We start from the raw sequence: 21,180 nt of genomic DNA, 5'->3' as shown, positions 1-21,180 counted from the left end.
GCTTTGGCGCTGGTCAGCGTGGGCGCGTCGTTGACCGGCGCCAGCACAAAGCTCTGCGTGGCCACCGTGGTCGCAGCACCATCACTGACCCCGTAACCCAGGTTGACGGGTCCGTTGTAGTTGGCCGCGGGCGTGAAGGTCCAGCGCTTGTTGACTGCATCAAAGGCCGACAGCGTGCCGTTGCCGGCCGTGAGGTTGACCACCGACAGTGCATTGCCGTCCACATCACTAAAGCCGGTCAGCAGGCTGGCCTGGGTGATGGTGTAGGCCGTGTCCTCCGTGCCGCCGGCCAGCACGGCTTTGGCGCTGGTCAGCGTGGGCGCGTCGTTGACGGGGGTAACCGTCACCCGGGCCTGGATGGCATTGGCCGATTCGGTGCCGCCGCTGTCCTTGGCCACGGCGGCAAAGGCATTGAAGACGCCGCTGACATTGGCAGCTGGAAGCCAGTAGGCGTTGTGCGTCGCGTCCACCGTGTTGTTGCTCACAACATCCCAGGGCGTGGCCGTGTCCCGCGTCTCACCTATCCATAGGAAGCCGCTGCTCACGGACTTGACGACGAAGTTGATGGCGGCGCCTGCCAAGCCATCTCTGTCGGTCTCATTGCCCTTGGCCCGCAGGTCCGCTACCGTGATGGTGGCGACCTGGTCTTCGTCCACGGTTGCCACGGCCGGCTCAAACTTCGACAGCGTCGGGGCCTCATTGACCGGTGTGACATTGAAGCTCAGCTTGTTGGGCGCGGCGTCAAAGCCGCCGTACTGGTCTTTGACCGAGAAAGTGAAGCTCGCATAGTTGATGCCGTTGGCATCGGCGGCCGGACTGAACACCAGCAGGCCGGCGACCAGGTCGGCGGCGCTGATCGCCAGTTTGGCCGTGACTTGCGCAGCCGTGACATCGACGCCCTTGAATTTCAGGCTACCGGCCGTGGGCAGTGAATCAATGCGCACGGCACCCAGACTGTCGCCCGCATCGCCGTCACTGAATCCCAGGTCGGCAGCGGTGATCGCGTAGCTGCCGTCTTCGGCCAGGGTCAGTGTCTTGTCGGCGCCGAGAGGGGCCTTGTTGGCCAGGCCATTGAGCCAGGCAACATCCTTCAACGTACCGTCCGCGAACACGAACTGCTCGACCGCGTAGCTGGCGGAGGTCGGCGCGGCAAAGCTCACGCTTTCCCCTGAAGCCAGGGACAGCGTGACCTGCCCGTTGGCCAGGCTGGCCTTGACCTGGCCGGCCGTAATGCCCGCGCCGAACACGATGCGGTCGGTGCCGCCGATGTCGGTGATGGTGTCCTGCCCGCCGCCCAGGTTGAAGCGGTAGCTGTCGTCTCCGGAGCCGCCATCGAGCTTGTCGTTGCCGGCCCCGCCGTCCAGGGTGTCGTTGTTCGCACCACCGTAGAGGAAATCATTGCCGCCCAGGCCGGACAGCGTGTCGTCGCCGTCGCCACCGTCGAGCATGTCGTTGAGGGCGCTGCCGGCAAGGCTGTCGTTGCCGGCCAGCCCGCTCAGGCGGCTGGCTTTACCGTTCGACACAACCCTGGTGTCGGCATTTGGCGTGCCCGTCCATGAGTCGGTCGTCCCCATGACCGCCAGGACATTTGCATTGCCCCACTCGGTGTTGTCACTGAAGACGATTTTTTCAATCAGGTCGCCCGCGTTGCCGCTGAAGTAGCTTTTCAGCGTCACCGAGTCGCCGCTGTTGCCTGTCCATGTGAGCTTGAGGTGCTTGCCAGTGCTGCCGGCGATGCCCGTATCGTCAACGCGGCTGAGCTGTGTGTCGCTCATGGCCAGGCCCGCGCCCAGCCTGAGGGTGTCGACAGGTACGGCGGCCGTGCCGGTGGTGCTTTCAAAGTCCTGGAGGGTGTCGGCGCCGCCGCCCTTGTTATAAATATAAGTGTCCGCGCCGGCGCCGCCCGACAGGCTGTTGGCTTTGGCATCGCCGGCCAGCGTGTCGGCCATGGCTGTGCCTATGAGGTTCTCGATACTGATCAAGGTATCGGTAAAGCTGGTGTTGACACTGGCCGCATCCACCGCCGCCACGTCAACCTGCACCACAGCCGGGTCGGCCGCCAGGCTGCGGTAGCTGGTGGTGGCATCAAACGCGATGTTCGAGACGTACACCCGCAGGTTACCGCTCTCGCTCTCGCCCCCGAGGCGCCCCCACAGGGCGATCGAATCGATGGCCTTCGCGCTGCCCAGGTCCAGCTCGATGTAGGCCTTGGCGCCATTGACCGAGGCCAGGTTGCTGGCATCCGAGGTCTGGTTGTTCCAGGCGACGCCCACTACGGTATCAGTGAGCGCCTTCTTGTTGAAATAGGTGCGATCCGCGCTGTCGGCATCGTCGGCGCCGGCCCGGCTCAACACGCCGGCGGCAACATCGCCCCCCCCCACGTACACCTTGAGACCGGTCAGGGACAGGAGGGAGATCGGGGCCAGCGCATCCGTGTGGTAGATGCGGATGAATTGCCCCGTCGTTCCGCCCAGGCCGACGGACGTGCCGGCCAGGTTTTTGGTCACCTTGCCGGTGGCCAGATTGGCATCGATGCCGCCGGCCATGCCGCTAAGGCTGTAGTCGGCGGTGTCTATGCCTGCCTCGCCGTCCAGCGTATCGGCCACACGCTCCAGGTCCTGCAGGATGACATCGTCGCCGTCGCCGCCCCTGACGGTGTCCTGGCCGGCGCCGCCGGCCAGGGTGTCGTTGCCCTTGCCGCCATCCAGCGAGTCGTTGCCGGCGCCGCCCCTCAAGTCGTTGGCCGCGTCGCTGCCGATCAGCGTATCGTTCATCGCCGTGCCAATGAGGTTCTCGATGCTGACCAGCGTGTCGATAAAAGTAGCCGCAGCCGCGCCGTAAACCGTGCCTACGTCAGCTTGGCCCACGGCGGGGTTGTTCGCCAGATCGTCGTAGCCCAGGCTCTGGCCCCATATCGACACCATGGGACCTTCCGAGACATAGATCCGCAGGTTGCTGCTCTCCGCTGGCGTGGCGCTGTTGCCCAGGACGATGAGCGAGTTGATGTCGTATACACCGCCCAGGTCCAGCGTCTGGTATTTTGCGGCGCCACTGCCGATGTCGATGTCGGCGCCGCTCGCCAGCGCCTTGCCGGCAGCCACGTCCACGCCGCCCACATACACCTTCAGCCCGGCCAGCGAGAGGTTTGGCGTATCGTCGTAGTGATAGATGCGGATATAGCGCCCCTTCGCGCCGCCCCCCATGCTGACCAGCGTTCCGGCCATCAGCTTCTCCACCCTGCCGCTGGCCAGGCTGGCCTTGATGCCGCCGGCCATGTCCCTGTTGCTCACGTCGTATTTCACCAGGTCGGTGCCGTCGCCGCCGTCCAGCGTGTCGCTCACGCGCTCCATGTCCTGCAGGATGATGTCGTCGCCGTCGCCGCCCTTGACGCTGTCGATGCCCGCACCGCCCGAGAGTACGTCGTTGTTGGCGCCGCCATCCATGATGTCGTTGCCGATGTCACCGGCCAGGAAGTCGTCGCCACCCATGCCCTGGAGGGTGTCGTTACCCCCCTTGCCGAACAGGGCGTTTTTGTTGCCGTCGCCCTTGAGGCTGTCGGCCAGCGCCGTGCCTATGAGATTCTCGACACCCTTGAGGCTGTCGACCATACTGACGTTGGCCGTCACGTCGACTGCTTGCACCTCCAGCACCGTGTTGACCTTGACGTCCAGCAGCAGGTTGGCGTAAGTCGCGGACGCGTCAAACGCGGTGTTCGACACATAGATGCGCAGGTTGTCGCTCTCGCCTGTATTGGAAGCGCGCCCCCGCACGGCGATCGAGTCAATGAACCGCGGCGGGTCACCCAGGTCCAGTTCGATATAGGGCCTGGTGCCACTCGAGTAGGCCAGGTTGCCCTGGCCGCCCAGCACCGCATCGGTCAGCGCCGCCGGGTTGTGGACGGTATTGTTCGCAGGTTTATTGCTGTCGGCGCCGGCCAGGCTGGTTTTGCCGGCGGCCATGTCCAGCCCGTCCTGGCCAAACACCTTGAGCCCCGTCAGCGAGAGGATTTTCCCGGCGTCCGCGTCGTCATTGTGGTAGATGCGGATAAACCGGCCCGTCGCACCGGCATGGACCGTGGTGCCGGCAAAATACCGAGTGACCAGTTGAACACCCTGCGCATTGGCGGTCAGGTCGGCCGTGATGCCTTGGGTGGCAATACCCGTCAGGTCGGTGACGCTGTAGTCCACCGTGTCGTTGCCGGCGCCGGCGTCCAGCAGGTCGCTCACGCCGCGCTCCATGTTCTGCAGGATACGGTCGTCGCCATCGCCGCCTTTGATGGTGTCGCTGCCCATGCCGCCTGCCAGCACGTCGTTGCCCGTGCCGCCGTCCAGGCTGTCGTCACCCAGGTCGCCGACCAGGGTGTCGTCGCCGCCCGCGCCGGCCAGCGTGTCCTTGCCGCCGCCGCCGGACAGGGAATTGGCCTTGCCGTCGCCCGTGAGGCTATCGTTCAACGCAGTGCCGACCAGGTTTTCTATATTGCTCAGCGTGTCGTAAACGGTTGTAGTGGCCGTGGTGGCCACTGCGTCGAGATCCACCATACCGACGGCTCCAGTGGCCGTTTGGGCCTCCAGGCCAGCGTAGGTCGTGGAGGCATCGAACGCCGTCTGCGAAACGTAGACCCGCAGGTTGCGGCTCTCGGCGGATTCGTTGGTCTCAGCGGATTTGTTCGCACGCCCCCACAATGCGATCGAGTCAATATTCCACAAGGCGGCGGGGTCGCTGGCGCTCGCGCTGCCCAGGTCCAGGTCAATGTAGGGCTTGCTGCCTACCCGGCCTAGCAGCGCACTCCATGCCAGGTTGCTTAGGCCGGGTTTGTTGTCGCGTTTGTTTTCGTTCCAGGCGCCACCCACCTCCTGGTCGGTCAGCGCCAGCGGGTTGTGCGCGAAGGTATCCATCCCCCCGGCATCGGCGCCGGTTCCGGCCGGCCGGCCAGCGGCAACGTCCTTCCCGCCCGCGAACACCTTCAGCCCCGTCAGCGACACGGGCACCTGATTGCCGTCTTTGTGATAAATCCGGATGTACCGGCCCTGCATGCCGATGCCCACGGCCGTTCCCTCGAACACCTTGGCGACTGTGCCCTTCCCCAGGTCGGCGGTGATGCCTTGGGTGGTGATACCCCGCAGGTCGGCGGAAGCGTAAGTCACCGTATCAAAGCCGGCGCCGCCGTCCAGCGTCTCGCCAACCCTCTCGAATTCCTGCTCAATAACGTCATCCCCGTCGCCGCCCTTGACATTGTCAAGGCCGGCGCCGCCAACGAGCCGGTCGTTGCCGGCGGCGCCGTCAAGCACGTCGTCGCCGGCCAGGCCGTACAAGGCATTGGCGTTGCGGTCCCCCGTGATCGTGTCGTTGAGCGCCGTGCCCACCAGGTTCTCAATACCTGCCAAGGTGTCGGTAAAGGCGTCGGTGGCGCGGGTGGTCACCGACCCGATGTCGATACTCTTGACATTCTCGTTGCTCGCCAGGTCGGTATAGGAGGGATTGAAGTTGCGCCCCGAGGGGAGATCCACCTTGAACGGTGTCTGGGCAATGTATATCCGCAGGTTGTCACTAAAAAGCGTATCGGCTCGCCCCCAAAGGGCGATGGAATCGATGGCCTGCACACTGCCCAGGTTCAACTCGATATAGGGTTTCCCCTCACCCCACGCGTAAGCTATGTTGCTATTCGCGGTGGACGCATTTCCGTTCCATGGTCCACCAACCTCGGTATTCGTCAGCGCGTAAGGATTGTCGGCTTCCCAGGCACGGAATCCCTTGTCGGCACCAGATGAACTACGAATGCCATCGGCCACATCCTTGCCGCCGGCGAACACTTTCAATCCGGTCAATGACACAGTGTGCGCATAAGCCTTGGTTTCATCCGCATCATCGTTGCGGTAAATGCGGATGTACTGCCCCCATTCCTCCACTTTGGCATAGGTGCCGTTCAGGGTTTTCACCACCGTGCCATTGCCATTGCCGTCGGCATCCAGCTTTGCCACGATACCGGTGGTGGCCCGGCCTTTCAAGTCCGTGCCGCTGTAGTCCGCCGTGTCGTTGCCGGCCCCCCCGTCAATCCGGTCGGCGGATCCATCCATGTCCTGCCCGATGGCATCATCGCCAGCACCGCCCACGACGATGTCCGCGCCGGCGCCGCCCGACAGCTTGTCATCGCCGGCCCCGCCTTCCAGGCTGTCATCACCGTCGCCGCCTTCCAGGCCGTCATCACCGATCCCGCCTTCCAGGCTGTCGGCGCCGGCGCCGCCCTTCAAAATATCGTCGCCCCCGGCGCCTTTGAGCACGTCCTTGCCATCGCCACCGTCCAGCGCGTTGGCGTTGGCATCACCGCTCAGGCTGTCGTTGAACCGCGTGCCCACCACGCTTTCGATATTGCTCAAGATGTCATAAACACTGAAGCCGGCGCCGGTGTACTTGACGACCTGTCCAGTCACCAGGTCGGCGTTGATGCCGACATCCGTCGCTACGTCGCCCACCCCGAGGCGGGTGGCGACCGTAAACACGGTATGGCCGTAGTTCACCGCGTCGTTGCCGGCCCCGCCGTCAATCACGTCCCAGACTCCCGAGCTGCCGGGCACATAGGCCTCCAGGTCCTGCTGGATCACGTCATCGTCGTCGCCGCCGCCTATGCGGTCCTTGCCGGCGCCGCCGTCCAGGAGGTCGCGTCCGCTGCCGCCGTCCAGGGTATCGTTGCCCTCCTTGCCGTACAGGTCGTCATCACCGGCTTTGCCGACGAGCAAGTCGTCGCCTTCATTGCCGGTCAACTCATTGTCATAGGCGTCGCCCGTCAGGCTGTCGGCCAGCGCCGTGCCGACAATGTTCTCTATGCCCGTGAGGATGTCGGTGAAAGTGCCGGTGGCGGCCGTGCCCACAGTGTCAAAATCAATCTGAGCCGTGCCTATGCCCTCGGTCAGGTCGACATCCCGGGCCAGGTCGTCATAGGCAGTGGGCGAATTAATTACGGGCTTGGTGTTCGATATATACACCCGCAGGTTGTCGCTCGCGCCGGTGAAGCCGGAGACCACGCCCCCCGACAGGGAGATCGCATCGATGGCGTAGGAGTCGCCAAGGTCCAGGTCGATATAGGCCTTGACACCGGCCTTCATGCTTGTGACGAAGGTGATGGCATCCGATCCACCCGTCTTGCCATCCGTCAATGCCGCCGGATTGTAAGCACCGCCTCCGAAAGGAGAGCCGCCCGTCCACACATCGCCGAACAGGCTGTCGCCGCCAAACCAGCTAGCCCTGCCCAAAGCTACGTTGTTCCCGCCCGAAAACACCTTGAGCTCGGTTAGTGCAAGGGCTGGCGTCGCATCCGAATGGTAGATGCGGATATAACGCCCCGTGGCCTGCACACCCACCAAGGTGCCGTCAAACACCTTCACAACCCGTCCGTGGCCGTCACCGTCGGCGCCGAGGTCGGCCACAATGCCCGTGGAAGCCTTGCCGGTCAGGTCTTCGAGGCTGTAATCCGCTGTGTCCACACCGTCGCCGCCGTCGAGGCTCTCGCTGAGGGCCTCCATGTGCTGCAAGATCTCGTCGCGACCCTTGCCGCCCCTGACCGTGTCCCTGCCGATGCCGCCCGCCAGTTGATCGTCGCCGTCCCCGCCGTCCAGGATGTCGTTGCCCGAGCCGCCGAACAAGACGTCGTCCCCTCCCTTGCCCGCGATATTGTCATCGCCTTCGTCGCTGAACAGCTTGTTGGCGCCTTCGCTACCCATAAGGGTGGAACCTTCTGTGGGTGAAGACTGGCTGGACTGGCTCCTGTAGTGGCCGCGACTGAAAGACTGTTTCTGGTCATCGATGTACCCGTCCTCCATGTTGCTGAGCGTGTCGGTGTAGGTGCTGGACGCATTCGCATCCACCGCCTTGATGTCGAAACGCGCGACCGTATCATCGGCGGTCAGCTGTTCGTATTTCAGATTCGTTCCGTCCGCCGCGACAAAGGCAGTGTCCGATATGAACACCCGCAAATCGTTGCTTTCGTCCGAGGTGGTCCCGTTAGCATTCGCGCGCCCCCATACCGAGATGGAGTCAATAACCTTCAACTCGTCGACCCCACCCGGAAGCATCAGCTCGATGTAGGGTTTTTCGCTGCCTTTCGCATAGGCCAGGTTGCTCTTCCCGACAGTGCTTGCATAGACCCCGCCCAACTTGCCATCTGTCAGTGCGTAGAGATTGTTGAACTGGAGATCGTCTTGGCCGCCGTCGTCGGCGCCGGACTTACTTTGGACGCCCTTGGCCAGGTTTTCCCCGTTCACATACACCTTCAGCTCAGTCAGCGACAGTGCCTTCCCCACATCCACCGCGCCCGTGTGGTAAATGCGGATGTACTTGCCCCTTACCCTGTTTACCTTATGTTCGCCATCCACCGCCGACACCATGACGTTGGTGCCGTGGAAGGTCTTGAAGGCCTTGTCGCCGATGCTGGACTTCACCGCCTTGAGGTCAAAGTGATTGACCGTGGCATCGTTGGACAGCTGGTTGTAGCTCAGGCTCGTGTTCGTTCCGCCGGCCGGGACAAAGGGTTTCTCCGAAATGAACACCCGCAAGTCCCTGCTTTCGTCGGACGTGGTCCCGTCTGCGTTCGCACGCCCCCATATGGAGATGGAGTCGATCAACTTCTGCGGGTCGACCTTATCCGGAAGCGTCAGTTCGATGTAGGGTTTTGCCTCGCCCGTCGCATAGGCCAGATTGGTCTTGCCATCGGCGACTTGATAAGAGCCGCCCAGACTGTCATTTGTCAGTGCGTCGGGATTGTTGAACCGGCTGTTGTCGCCACCGCCCACGTCGGCACCGGACACACTCTTGACACCCTTGGCTACGTCCTCTCCACCCACATACACCTGCAGCCCGGTCAGCGACAGTGCCGTCCCCACATCCACATCGCCATTGTGGTAAATGCGGATGTACTTGCCCTTCACAGCCGTCACGGTTTTCGGGTTGATCAGGTCGATATAGACGTCATAGGCCTCGGCATTCGGGCGGGTGTACTCGACCCTGTCGTTTATGCCGTCGCCGCCGTCCAGCACTTCATTGACCCGCTCCATGCCCAGATTGAAAATGTCGTCCCCTCCGCCGCCCTTCAGGGTGTCCTGGCCCAGCCCGCCCGTCAGCTCGTTGGCGCTGTTATCACCGGTAAGGGCGTCGGAAAAATCGGTTCCGATCAGGTTTTCTATATCGCTCAGCTTGTCGCTCACCGTCTGGTTGACCGAATCCACCAGCTTCAGGTCCAGCTGCTTCACATGCGGATCGACCGCCAGGTCCTCAAACAGCTTATTGCTTGTGTCGGCCCACTTGAAGGGGGCGCTCGACACATAGACCCGCAGATTGCTGCTTTCACTGGGATTGTCCGCCCGCCCCCACAGGGAGAGCGACTCTATGTCGTAGGTGTCGCCGAGGTCGAGTTCGATATAGGCTTTGGCGCCTTCGGCATGGGCGATGCGGCTTGTGCCGGACTCCGGCACGGGCAGGCCGGAGGTCAGCGCCCAATCGTTATTGAGGCCGCTTCCGCCGACAGTGCCCACGTCGACACCTGCCGCGCTTCGCTGGTTCAGGGCCACGTCGACCCCGCCGGCGTAGACCTTCAGCCTGGCCAGCGACAGGGCGGTATTTGCCGCCACCGTACCATCGTGATAGATGCGGATATAGCGGCCCCTGACCCCGACAGCCAGGGAAGTACCGGACAGCACCTTGTTCACCGACTGCCACCAGTCGCCGTTCGAATCCTTTTGGGCGTTCAGGTCGGCCACGATGCCGCCCGCCATTTTGCCTACGCTGTAGTTCAGCGTGTCCATGCCCAGGCCCCCCATCAATTTCTCGCTGGCGGAATCCAGGTCTTGCCAGATCTCGTCGTTGCCCTCGCCGCCGTCGATCTGGTCCGTGCCCGCCCCGCCGACCAGGGTGTCGTCACCACCGCCGCCGTTCAAGGTGTCATTCCCCGCGCCACCCGACAAGGCATTGCGCATGACGTCGCCCGTAAGGCTGTCGTTCAGTGCCGTGCCAACCAGCTTTTCGATGCTGGTCAAGCTATCGGTATAGGTTGACCTCTCGGTCGTCTCCGTCCGCGCCACGTCGATATGCATCACCGTAGGATTGCGGGCCAGGTCGGCGTAGGATGAATTGACGTTATCCCACCAAGCCGAAGGCGAGTCTTTCCAGGAGAAAGCCGTTTCCGACACATACACCCGCAAATTGTTGCTCCAGTCGACGTGGTTCGCGACTCCCCACAGGCTGATCGAGTCGATGGCCTGCACACTCCCCAGATCGAGCTCGATGAAGGGCCTTTTGGCTGGGCGTTCGTACAGGCCTATACGTGGGCCCTCGCTCCCCGAATAAGCAATGTTGCTTCCCTCGCTCGACCTGTTTCCGTTCCAGTCTCCACCCAATCCGGTATCGGTGAGGGCTGTAAATTTCAACTCACCCCTAGCCTCTTCACGAAAGAAATACTCCTCGGTTCGGTACTCACTGCCTATGCCGGAGGCTACATCTTTTCCTCCTGCATTCACTTTCAGTCCGGTCAGTCCTACGCCAAGCGTGTCAGAGACTGCACCCGAGTGGTAGATGCGGATATAGCGCCCCTTGGCTTTGACGTCGACAACAGTACCTTGTATAACCTTGGTGACTGTGCCCTCCACGCCCAGCGTGGCCACAATGCCAATGCCATCCGGTGCCCGCCCGTCCGCCAGATTGCTGGCGCTGTAGTCCACGGTGTCAAGGTCGGTCCCGTCAACGTCGGTCCCGCCATCGATCACATCGTTGTCGGGCCCTATCTCCTGGAGGATGTAGTCATTGCCCCGGCCTCCCTTGACGGTATCTAAACCCGCCCCGCCGGACAGGACATCATCGCCGTCCCCGCCGTCGATGAAGTCGTTGCCGGCCCTGCCTTCGAACCAGTTCCTGCCGCCTGTGCCGGTGAGGGTGTCATTGCCCACGCCGCCGCGCACGCCCTCAACATTGAGCAGCGTATCGGTGACGAAGGACGATGCGGTGCCCTTGATCAACTCGACATCGCGATATTGGACTGTTTCGGCCGGTTTGCCAGCCGGGCTGTAGGTTTGGGACGCGACTGTTTCATGGTAAATATCCGCACCCAACAAAGATTTCTTGACGGTAAACCCTTTGCCATCCGCGGTCGGCGCAACCTTGATTCCTTCAGTACCCCCAAAACCGTCATAGCTGACGACGTCCCTTCCCTTGCCACCGTCGAAAGTCATCGCCGACGCGTCCGCAATAACGAGGTCGTCCCCTCCGTATCCGTTGACCTGAACCGACAGGCTCTTGGTCACCGTCTTCTCGAAATTGGTGATGCTCGTCACCATCTTGCGCAAGTCCATGGTGGTTGACGCGCTTGACTTCTCGTTGCCGTCATTGATGGTCCAGCCCTTGGCCGTGTCGAGGGTCACCTCATTGCCGCCCGGGAAATTGACTTTCAGGCTGGTCGTGCTGGCTTTGCCGCCGGTATTCACTTTCACCCTGTCCTCCGTGCCGGGTGCCAGCAAAGGGTTGAGGAAGATGAGAAGCTGCGTCTTCCCGGGCGCGCCGTCGATGTTCATCGTGCCGCTTTTCGCATCGATGTTCAGCGTCTTTTCATCCTTTTTTTGTCTATCGCCGTCACGGAAGCGGTCGATGTAGGCCGCCGCCGTCTTGATGGCGTCGGGACTGCCGCTCAATGCGGCGCCCTCCCGGCTCTGGCCCGCAAGCAGCACCGTTGTGACGCCCACCACACTGTCGACCCCGAAGTCGGACTGCACTTCCTTCAAGTAGGCGCCCGTGTCCTTGCCGTCCCGCAGTACCAGGTATTGCGCGGTCAATGCCTCCTGGAAAAAAATCCGGGCGCCTCCCGCGGCCTCGATTTTGTTGGCATAGTCTTGCGCGATGCCTGCGATGATGACTGTTTCCACGCCTTTGAGAATCAGCGAGGCGACACCGGCCACGAGCCCGACGATCATGGCTGCGGGAAGGAACACGGAGCCGCCGACAGCGGCAGTGGTCATGAACACCATGAACAGGGAACTGACCACGGACAGCGCCGTGGTGGCTATCAAAATATCCCTTTGCGCGCCAGTTTTTTGGCGATAGAACTCGGCCAGCACGCTGTCGCCGCTGTAGCCGTGCTCGCTCATCTTCCGGCCGATCTTCTCGAGGTCGTCGGCGTACCTCGATTGCTGGACCAGCTTGTAGATCTCGATAGGGCTGACCGCCACGACAATAGCCCCCGCCGCGGCGCCCAGACCCGGAACCAGGCGTGAGGCCAATCCGGCCGTGCTCGTCATGCCAAAAGTCGCGCCTTGCATCGCCCGCGTTGCCAATGCGCTATTCGACGAAACCTGAAGGAACGCGCCCAGCGCCTGGCTGCCGATTTCCGCGACAACCACCCCTTTTTCATCGTTGGTCAGGTTGTCGCTGGCCAGGTAAGGAAGTATGGTGAGCGCCCCCGCCACACCATTGATAAACCCGAAGGTGGTACCGGCTGCGCCCAGAATCTTGTTGGTCCGGCCTTCAAACCGGGGTAGCCGCCGTTTACCGCTCAAAACAGGCGCCGATGGAGGGTCACCACCGGCAACCACCGTACTGCCCGGGCCACGCGCAGGAGCCGACGGGGAATTGCTCGGAATGGTTGATGGGCTACCAGTGGGAGGTTCCGCACGTTCCACCCTTAACACCCTCAGTGCCTGATTGCGTACCACGCCGAGATCGTCCGACACGACGATTTTGGAGGTTTCGCCCGAGGGCGCCATAGGCGCCAGTCGTAGTGGATCACTGAGATGCGCTTCCAGTGCAGGATTTGGGCGCGCTATCGGCGCAGTACTCGCATCACTGAACGTGCCAGACGGAGCAGCAATATAAAAGTGCTGCGGCGGTAACTCCTGCAACTCCATCACCCCACTGAAAAAGTCGCTTAGGGCGTAATCGAAGTTCTCAGGCGCGCCCGGGGCAAAGCCAGGTTGCTCGCTCCAGGCCCCAAGCTGGTTCCTTGCAAAGTGCGGTGCAAAGCTCACATCCACATTCGCTCCGGCGACCGGTGCGCCGGGAGGGGCCGGTACAAACGTGCCGAGTCCTCCCATTGCCTCGATTTGCTCTTGAAGCGTTGGCGATCTCCATACCTTGGTGGCGCCGAAGCTGTTCAGGGCTTTAAAAGCATTCGCGCCCACATTTCCCAGCGAAGTCGTCAGGCCAATGACAGCCGATGAAATGGCGATGAGGGCCTCTTTCCCATTGGGATATTTCCCTTCCTTGTTCCGGGCATAAATGGCGTTGTGAAGCACCCATCCCGTCTGGACCACCGAGAGCAGCCCGTTAAGGGTAAAGAGAGTGCTGACAGTAGCGCCGGTATAGCTGCGCAAATTTTTGATAATGCCGCCAGCCTTGGTAAACCTGCCGTTTGCCACCCATTCGCTGGCTCGGTCCTCATCAAAACCAGAAACCATGCCAGATCGCAACACAGAAGGCAAGGCCATATACCCCGCCTTTGGCGCGGTAGCTTTGCGCGACGGGTAATAGGTTCCCGTGCCGAAGATCACTTTCGAGTACGCCAAGCCGTTGGCAATATAAAGTGCGGTCTCAAGACCGGCATTGATGATGGAGCGTGTCAGGACGATTGCGGCAAGCGCGCGCGCATCACTGCCTGCCGCCACCAGGTCGGGCCGGTTGATGCTGTAACCCACACCCAGCAAGGCAGTCGTGGCCCAGTAGTGCTGGGACAAATAATTGGTCTGGCTCTCATAGCTGTCCTCCAGCTTGGCCCTGATACCTGGATCGAGTACGCGTTTATTGTTATTTTCTCTGTACCGATCCTCATAGCCATCCAGGCCCAGCTTCAACGCCCCTGGATCCCCGGTATATATGCGATACGCCACATTCAGGGCGCGGTCCGTGTTGTTGTAGGCGACGTAGGGATTGGTCGCATCCAAGGCCAACCTTTTGTACAGCGTAACCTCGGAATTTTTCTTCGTATCGGCAAAGGGGTCGTTCATGATGTTCTCCTGGACTTTTAAACTTTTGGATTGGGTTACCGGGCTGCTTCGACGGACTGGACGGCTGGCCGGGCTTTGTGCTTCATGCGCACCTGCCGCGTTTTCTGTGCTTCGACGGTTTGCAGGAACTCCCGGTAGTAGCCGGCCAGCAAGGCCTGTGTGGCGCGCCTGTCGGTGTCCCGCCCCCTGAACTCCATGACCCGCCCGGTGCGGCTGCCCTGCTTGACGCGGATGGCGCGCGCAACCGAGGTGGGGAATTTGTCCGCCAGCCGGTTTTTGAGTTCAAACGAATCGGCCTTGCCGAAGGGCGCGACCCAGTCGACGAACCACAGGTGATCGCCGCCGTTCCAGTCGGCCAGCGCGATGTGGGAGGCGTCCAGCATGTAGGCGGCCTCGGCCCGGCTGTCCAGGTGGGCCCAGCTGCAATAGGCCACCGGCAGGCCGTCACGTTCGAGCAGCAGGTACTGGCCCAGCTCGATGGGCGGCAGCGCGAAGTTGCTGAGCAAGTTGACGTCCCAGTGCTGGTGCAGTGGGGAGTTCATCCACAGCCAGGCGAATTTGCCGAGCACGGTGAATTTGTCGGCGGGCATGAGGGTGCGGTCCTGCGTCATGGCGGGTTTCCTTGTGGTTTGGGGTGTCGGCCCTTGGTGGGCGGTGCGCGTTGCTGCGCCGAAAGCGCTGCCGCTGCCGGCGGCAAGCGACCGTGCGGCCTTTGCCGGGCTTGCGGGGCGGGAGCCGCCCTGCGGGGAGAGAGATGCCAAAGCGTTCATGCCGGTTCTCGCTGCTTCATCGACTGGCGTCTCGCGATACAAACCTGGTGCCCTAACCCACCGTGTTGCCTGTACCTGTCTCTGCTTCAACTTTTACTTAAGTTGTATATTTTTTGAAATACGAGACGCCTTTAACATTAATAAACCCCTGGGCTCGCATCAATTAGTAATCTCTAAGTGGTACACGCCTTGAATCCGAGCTTAGGCAAAGCCTGAAAAAACATCGAGTTCACTTTGTCTTTTCGCGGGCATTGTTGTGACGATTTCTTGCAAATAGTGGGGTTTGCTTTCGGAATCGTGTTGGCCTGTCATGCGTTTGTGGCAGGGGTCATGAGGCTGGGGGTGCCTGGTGCTCTCGCTCCTTCCCCCGCTGGGGGGAAGGTTGGAATGAAGGGCTGGCGATGGTCGATGTTCGGCTGTGCGCGCTTGAGCGCCGCTAGCCCCCCAACCCTCCCCCAGCGGGGGAGGGAGTTGAATCAGGGGAGAGGGAATTCAATCGAAAAAACGCTGCGCACAACGGGCGATACCGTCAGGCCAGGTTCATTGTTTCCATGGGTAAATCTGGGTAGATAACTGTATGAATGTACAGTAGTATTGCCTCACCCAAATACCCAATCCAATGAGAACAAAGGACCGAGATGCAGCTGTCAAATCACCACCCTCCGCCCTGGGCGCGCGTCACGCCCCAACCCCGGCCGCAGCCCACGCGCGTGTCCGCGCCCTGGCCTTTTTATGTGCAGGCGCCGCGGCCGCCCTGCTTCGAGATGGAGATGAATGCGCGGCGCGTACTGGAAGTTTCAGCGCGTTATTTCTCGGCGCCTATGGCTGAGCCGGTGGCTGCAACGGCGGCGGTGCAACGCGGTAGCGCCAGGGGCGGACGCTGAAGCGATTGGAGGCCGCTGACCCTCACATTGGGGAGGGGGTATTGCTCCTTCCCCCGCTGGGGGAAGGTTGGGAGGGGGGCTGGCGATGGTGAATGTTCGGCTGTGCGTGATTGAAACGCCGCCGGCCCCCACCCCAACCCTCCCCCAGTGGGGGAGGGAGTTAAAGATCAGAAAGCGACCGACGCCTGCATCCACAACGTAGGCCGCTTGGCCGCCGATGCCGGGACCGAGGTCGGCAAACCGCCGTCGGTGCGCCAGGCCAGCGAAGAGCGCAACTGCACAGCCCCCAGGCTGGCATTGACGCCCACACCCACACCAGCCAGGTTGCGGCTGTTCGAAGCCGCCGGGCCGAAGGGCTTGCGGTTGATGGTGATCTTGCCCACGTCGTAGAACACCGTGGCCTGCACGTTGGGGATCACGTTGTGGCGCAACTCCACCGTGGCGCGGTAGCCTTCGTCGCCGCTGGCCTCCCCCTGCGGATAGGCGCGCACGCCGTTGATGCCGCCCAATGAGAATTTTTCCGACGAATCGAGGTTTTTGCTGGCGGTCTGGCCGGCCACCGAAAGCGCCAAAAAGGTGCTGTCGGTGAAGCGCTGCAGGCGATTCGCGCCGTAGCTGAAGCGCGTGTAGCTGCCGTTGGACTGGGCCGAGGCCGCATCGATGGCCAGTGCCGTCGGCGAGTTGATGCTCAGGTTGCCGAAGGCCACCGAGAGGTCCAGGCCGGTGATGCCGCCGCCGCCCAGCGTGTCCTGCAGGCTGCCCGACAAACCGAACGTGGCGACGCCGACTTTTTTGGGCGTGAAGGTGTTGGTGCCGTCGACATAGTCCTTGAGGCTCTTGTCTTCGTACGAGACCGTGCCGTTCAGGTTCTTGAACTGGCTGCGGATAAACGGGTAGGCGGCGAACACGCTGGCGCTGGTGGCCGTGCCGTGGGCCTGCAGGGCTTCAAACTCCTTGCCGAGCTTGTAGTGGATGTCGGAATAGGCCGCGCCCAGCTTGAGGCCGTCGCTGCCGACGGGCAACTGGTAGGCCAGACGGGCGAAGCTCAGGTTGTCGCCGGAGGTCAGCAGGTTGGCGCTGAGCTGGTCGCCGATCTTCAGCGGGCTCACGAGGTTGAAGGTGCCGGCCACACGGTATTCGCCGGTGTAGCGGCTGCCGTAATTGTCGAGCACCACGCTGCCGCTGTAGGGCTTCGCGGGGTTGACCTCGATCAGCAGCTCGGAGGTGCCGACGCTGGCGCCGGGCTGCAGCGTGGCGCGCGAGGTGCTGACGCCGGGGGTGTCCTGCAGCAGCAGCAGGCCGCGGTCTATCTGCTCGCTCCTGATGACGTCACCGTCCTTGACCTGGCCCAGGTAGGCCTGGGCGCGTTCATCGCTGAGCAGCGACTGGTTGTTGATCTTGTGGCTGGAGATGCGGCCTTCGATGACGCTGATGGTGACGGCGCCGTCGGTGATGTCCTGCGCGGGCAGGTAGGCTCTGGCCACGGCAAACCCCTTGCTGCGGTAGTAGGCGGTGATGCGGCGCGCCGCGGCATTGAGCTGGCTCAGCGAGCGCTCGGCGCCTAGGAGGTTGGCCACCAGCGGCTGGAGTTCAGCGGTCGGGATTTCCTGGTTGCCGGTGATGGCGATGGACTTGACCAGCACCGTGGCCTCGCCCTTCTGGCTCAGGTCGGGTGATTCCTCGATACGCTGCAAGGGTGCCGCCTGCGGGGGCGGCGTGGGTGGCGCCTGGCGCAGGTCGCGCAGCACCTGGCCGGCATCGGGCTGGGGCGGGGTTTGCGCCCAGGCGCCGCCGTGCATTGCCAGCAAAATCGCCGAGGCCAGGGTGGAAAGGGGCAAGGAATTGATTTTCATTATTTCATTTCGACTTAACACTCACACGGCAAATGCCGCCACCCCGGGGCCGCCTGCCAGGTCCCTCCGGCATCCTGCGATTTTTTGTACATCCCCCGGCCATAGCGCCCTACTGCCAATGCAGCAGATGCGCCGCTTCCGCACTGTCGCAGAGAGCAGCCGGCCTGTATGTCCCCATTTTTAGCGACATGCCGCCCAACCCCGCAAAAACCCGCGCAATGCTAAGCGCAAGCCGGAACGGGGGTGGCTTATTCTTCACCGGTGTTACCGGCTTCAGCGGCGGCGGCCCTCAAGGCATCGCCGGGATCTGCACCGCCACCCGCGCCACCCGCGCCACCACTGCCGCCCCCTGAACCACCCGAGTTGGCCACGTTGTACAGCGCGCTACGGTAGGCGTCATCCGCCGGGGCGGCACCACCCGGCACGCCGCCGCCGGCTGGCGTCGGGGGCACCACCACGGAACTGATGGTCAGCACACCATCGACATAGGCCAGCACGTAATTCGCGGCGCTGTAGCCGCTTGCGGTGATGGCGTAGCTGCCGACGGCGCTGGCGCCTTGTGAACTGCCGCCGTAGCTGAGCGCACCGCCCAGCACCGCGGCCGTTTCGCCTCCCACAAAGCCGCTGTAGCTCACGCCGTTGCCGCCGGCATAGGCCGCGCCGCCCACGGTCCTGCTGTCGTTGTTGGCCCTGACGGTCAGGTTGGCCTGGGCGATATCGGCTGTCGCCGTGACCGGCGCCGCTGCCAGCTGGTAGTTGCTGGCCAGCCCTGTGCCGTTGGCGAGCGTGTAGGTGGCGGTGACGGTTTTTCCGGTGCCGGCATTCGCATCGACGAAGCTGGCGCCGGTGGAGTTCAAGGTCAAGGCCTCGCCGTAGGCCAGGCCTGCCAGGGTGCCGATGTTGCCCAGGGTCGCCGTTGCGCTGCCGTCGTAGGTCTTGTTTTGCTTAATTTTCTTTTGGCGAAGCAAAAGAAAAGTGAGTAGCCGCCGGGCTACCCCCGGCCAACCGCCCTCAGCAAAGAGCAGAGACAAAGGAGCGCGCACCGCCGAAGCAAGACCCTGCCCCAGAACCTTATTTCTCGTCGTTTTTGCCGGCATCAGCCGCAGCAGCCGACAGCGCGTCGGCAGCAGCGCCACCGCCGAAACCACCACCCCCGCCACCACCCGACGAAGCCCCCAACCCCGCCACCGCCTGCAGCGCGCCGTCATAAGCACCGACCAGCGCGGCATTGCCCAGCGCGGCAGTGCTGGCATTGGCGGTCGTGATGCTGAGCGCGCCATCGACAAAGCCCAACGCGTAGTTGCCCGAGATCGAGCTCAGCCCGCCCGGCGTGATCAGGTAGCTGCCCGCGGCGACAGCGCCCTGCGAGGAGCCGCCATAGGCCAGCGCGCCGCCGATGCCGGCGGATGAGTCGCCCGCCACAAAGCCGTTGTAGCTCACGCCATTGCCGCCGCTGTAGGCCCTGCCGTCGTAGTTCTTGTTGTCGTTGTTGGCCGTCACCGTCAGCGCCTTGGGCGTGATGTCCGCCGTGGTTGCCGTCGTGGTGTTCAGCAGGTTGTAGTTGCCGGCGTCGGTGCCCGAGGTGCTGATGCCGTTGACGCTCACCACCTTTGCGCTGCCGGCGTTCTTGTCGGCGAAGGAGGCGGAGCCCGCGATGCCCAGCACGTCGCCGGCCACGCGGTTGTCGCCGTAGCCCACGGTGGCGACGGTTGTGCCGTCATAGACCTTGCTGACGCCGGAGGCCGTGACCATCAGGTCGGCCTTGTTGATGGTGCTGGTGGTGTTGTTGGCATAAGTGACGCTGTAGTTGCCGTTGTTCACGCCATCGCCCACCGTCACGCCGGTCGTCGTCACCGTCTTGTTGCCGGCGCCGGCATTCTTGTCGGTGAAGGCAAAGGTGCCGCCCGTCAGGCTGTCGCCCGCGAACAAGGTACCGCCGGTCACCGTGGCCGTGCCCGCCGCCGTGGTGGTGCTGTCGTAGGTCTTCGTCACGTTGCTGGTGCCCACCGTCAGGCTAGCCTGGGTGATGCTGGCCTGCTGCGTACCGCCGGTGAAGGTGTAGTTGCCGGCCAGCCCGCTGCCGTTGGTCAGGCTCAGGCCCGCGACGGTCAGCGTCTTGTTGGCGCCCACGTTCTTGTCGGCCACTGTGGCGCTGCCTGCCAGGCCCAGGGTTTCGGTGCCCACCAGCGGGCCGATGTTCAGCACACCGGCCGCCACATTGGCTGTGCCGTCATAGCTGCGGGTGCCCGAAACGCTCACAGCGAACGGATTGATGGTGCTGGTGGTGTTGTCGGCATACGTGACGTTGTAGTTGCCGTTGTTCACACCGTCGCCCACCGTCACGCCGCTGGCTTGCACTGTCTTGTTGCCGTTGCCGGCGTTCTTGTCGGTGAAGGCAAAGCTGCCGCCCGAGAGGCTGTCGCCGCTGAACAGGCTGCCGGCCGTCACGGTGGTCGTGCCCGCCGCCGCCGTGTTGCCGTCATAGGTTTTGGTGACGTTGCTGGTGGACAGCGTCAGGCTGGCCTGGTTGATGGTGCTGGTGGTGTTGTCGGCATAGCTGACGTTGTAGTTGGCGTTATTCACGCCGTCGCCCACCGTCACGCCTGCCGTCGTCACCGTCTTGTTGCTATTGCCGGCATTCTTGTCGGTGAATGCGAATGCGCCGCCTGTGGCGCTGTCACCTGCGAACACCGTGCCCGCCGTTACCGTGACCGTGCCGGCCGCGCTGGTCGTGCCGTCATAGGTCTTGGTGACGTCGGAGGTCGACAGGGTCACATTGGCCTTGTTGATCGTGCTGGCCGTGTTGTCAACGTAGCTGATGTTGTAGTTGCCGGTCACATCGGCGTTACCGCTGTCCTTGATGGTCAGGCCGCTGGCTTGCACCGTCTTGTTGCCGACACCGAAGTTCTTGTCGGTAAACACCTGCGTGGCGGAGGCGTTGACCGACTCGCCCGCACCGGCGCCCGCCAGCGTGCCGACAGAGCCCGTGCCCGTAGCGTTCAGCGTGCCATCGTAAGTCTTGGTCACCGCATTGGCCGTCACCGTGAGGTTGGCCCTGTTGATGGTGCTGCTGGTGTTGTCGGCGTAGCTGACGTTGTAGTTTCCGTTGTTCACGCCATCGCCCACCGTGACGCCGGATGCCGCCACCGTTTTATTGCCCGTACCGGCATTCTTGTCAATGAAGGCGAAGCTGCCGCCTGTCAGGCTGTCGCCGCCAAACAGCGTGCCGGCCGCCACGGTCGCTGTGCCGGATGCGGCTACCGTGCCATCGTAGGTCTTGGTCACGTTGCTGGTCGACAGCGTCAGGTTGGCCTGGTTGACGGTGCTGGTGGTGTTATCCACATAGCTAACGTTGTAATTGGCGTTGTTCACGCCGTCGCCTACCGTCACGCCGCCGGTCGTCACCGTCTTGTTGCCCGTGCCGGCATTCTTGTCGGTGAAGGCGAATGTGCCGCCCGTGGTGCCGTCACCCGCGAACACCGTGCCCGCCGTCACCACCACCGTGCCGGCCGCCGAGAGGCCGCCGTCGTAGGTTTTGGTGACGTCGGAGGTCGACAGGCTCAGGTTGGCCTTGTTGATGGTGCTGGTCGTGTTGTCCGCATAGGCAATGTTGTAGTTGCCCGTCACGTCGGCGTTGCCGCTGTCCTTGATGGTGACGCCGCTGGCGCGCACCGTCTTGTTGCCGGTGCCGGCATTCTTGTCG

7 protein-coding genes are annotated in these 21,180 nt (G+C 62.8%); 2 read left to right on the top strand and 5 right to left on the bottom strand.

Annotation, left to right across the window (positions count from 1 at the left end; translation table 11 throughout):
- The coding region (locus AC1D0O_RS24870) for a cadherin-like domain-containing protein (protein ID WP_477656154.1) at positions 1–12,527 on the bottom strand (12,527 nt) is incomplete at its 3' end.
- A gap of 726 nt (positions 12,528–13,253) precedes the next feature.
- On the opposite strand from AC1D0O_RS24870, the gene AC1D0O_RS24865 reads away from it, so the two are divergent.
- A complete protein-coding gene (locus AC1D0O_RS24865) occupies positions 13,254–13,991 on the top strand; it encodes a hypothetical protein (RefSeq protein ID WP_477656153.1) in 738 nt (245 codons plus the stop codon).
- Positions 13,992–14,005: 14 nt separating this feature from the next.
- Here the strand turns inward: AC1D0O_RS24865 and AC1D0O_RS24860 are convergent, their stop codons facing one another.
- On the bottom strand, positions 14,006–14,581 hold the full coding sequence (locus AC1D0O_RS24860) for a toxin-activating lysine-acyltransferase (protein ID WP_477656152.1): 576 nt from the start codon (positions 14,579–14,581) through the stop codon (positions 14,006–14,008).
- 797 nt (positions 14,582–15,378) lie between these two features.
- Here AC1D0O_RS24860 and AC1D0O_RS24855 point away from each other — a divergent pair.
- Complete coding sequence (locus AC1D0O_RS24855) at positions 15,379–15,624, top strand: hypothetical protein (protein WP_477656151.1); 246 nt, start codon at positions 15,379–15,381, stop codon at positions 15,622–15,624.
- Positions 15,625–15,791: 167 nt separating this feature from the next.
- On the opposite strand, the gene AC1D0O_RS24850 is transcribed toward AC1D0O_RS24855, so the two are convergent.
- The 3 genes from AC1D0O_RS24850 to AC1D0O_RS24840 form a co-directional block, all read right to left on the bottom strand.
- A complete protein-coding gene (locus AC1D0O_RS24850) occupies positions 15,792–17,477 on the bottom strand; it encodes a ShlB/FhaC/HecB family hemolysin secretion/activation protein (RefSeq protein ID WP_477656150.1) in 1,686 nt (561 codons plus the stop codon).
- A 248-nt stretch (positions 17,478–17,725) separates the two neighbouring features.
- Positions 17,726–18,445 carry an MBG domain-containing protein gene (locus AC1D0O_RS24845; RefSeq protein WP_477656149.1) on the bottom strand — a complete coding sequence of 240 codons (720 nt, stop codon included), beginning with the start codon at positions 18,443–18,445 and terminating at the stop codon, positions 17,726–17,728.
- Positions 18,446–18,548: 103 nt separating this feature from the next.
- On the bottom strand, positions 18,549–21,180 hold a 2,632-nt coding region (locus AC1D0O_RS24840; protein ID WP_477656148.1), incomplete at its 5' end, for a beta strand repeat-containing protein.

Source organism: Polaromonas sp. P1_F2 (genome assembly GCF_056405735.1).
Note: the sequence above shows the minus strand (reverse complement) of the source record. Positions and strands in the feature narration are given on the sequence as shown.

Bases quoted from the DNA above. Each gene is read 5' to 3' on its own strand.
- AC1D0O_RS24860 (WP_477656152.1), bottom strand. From the start codon at position 14,581: ATGACGCAGGACCGCACCCTCATGCCCGCCGACAAATTCACCGTGCTC.
- AC1D0O_RS24855 (WP_477656151.1), top strand. From the start codon at position 15,379: ATGCAGCTGTCAAATCACCACCCTCCGCCCTGGGCGCGCGTCACGCCC.
- AC1D0O_RS24850 (WP_477656150.1), bottom strand. From the start codon at position 17,477: ATGAAAATCAATTCCTTGCCCCTTTCCACCCTGGCCTCGGCGATTTTG.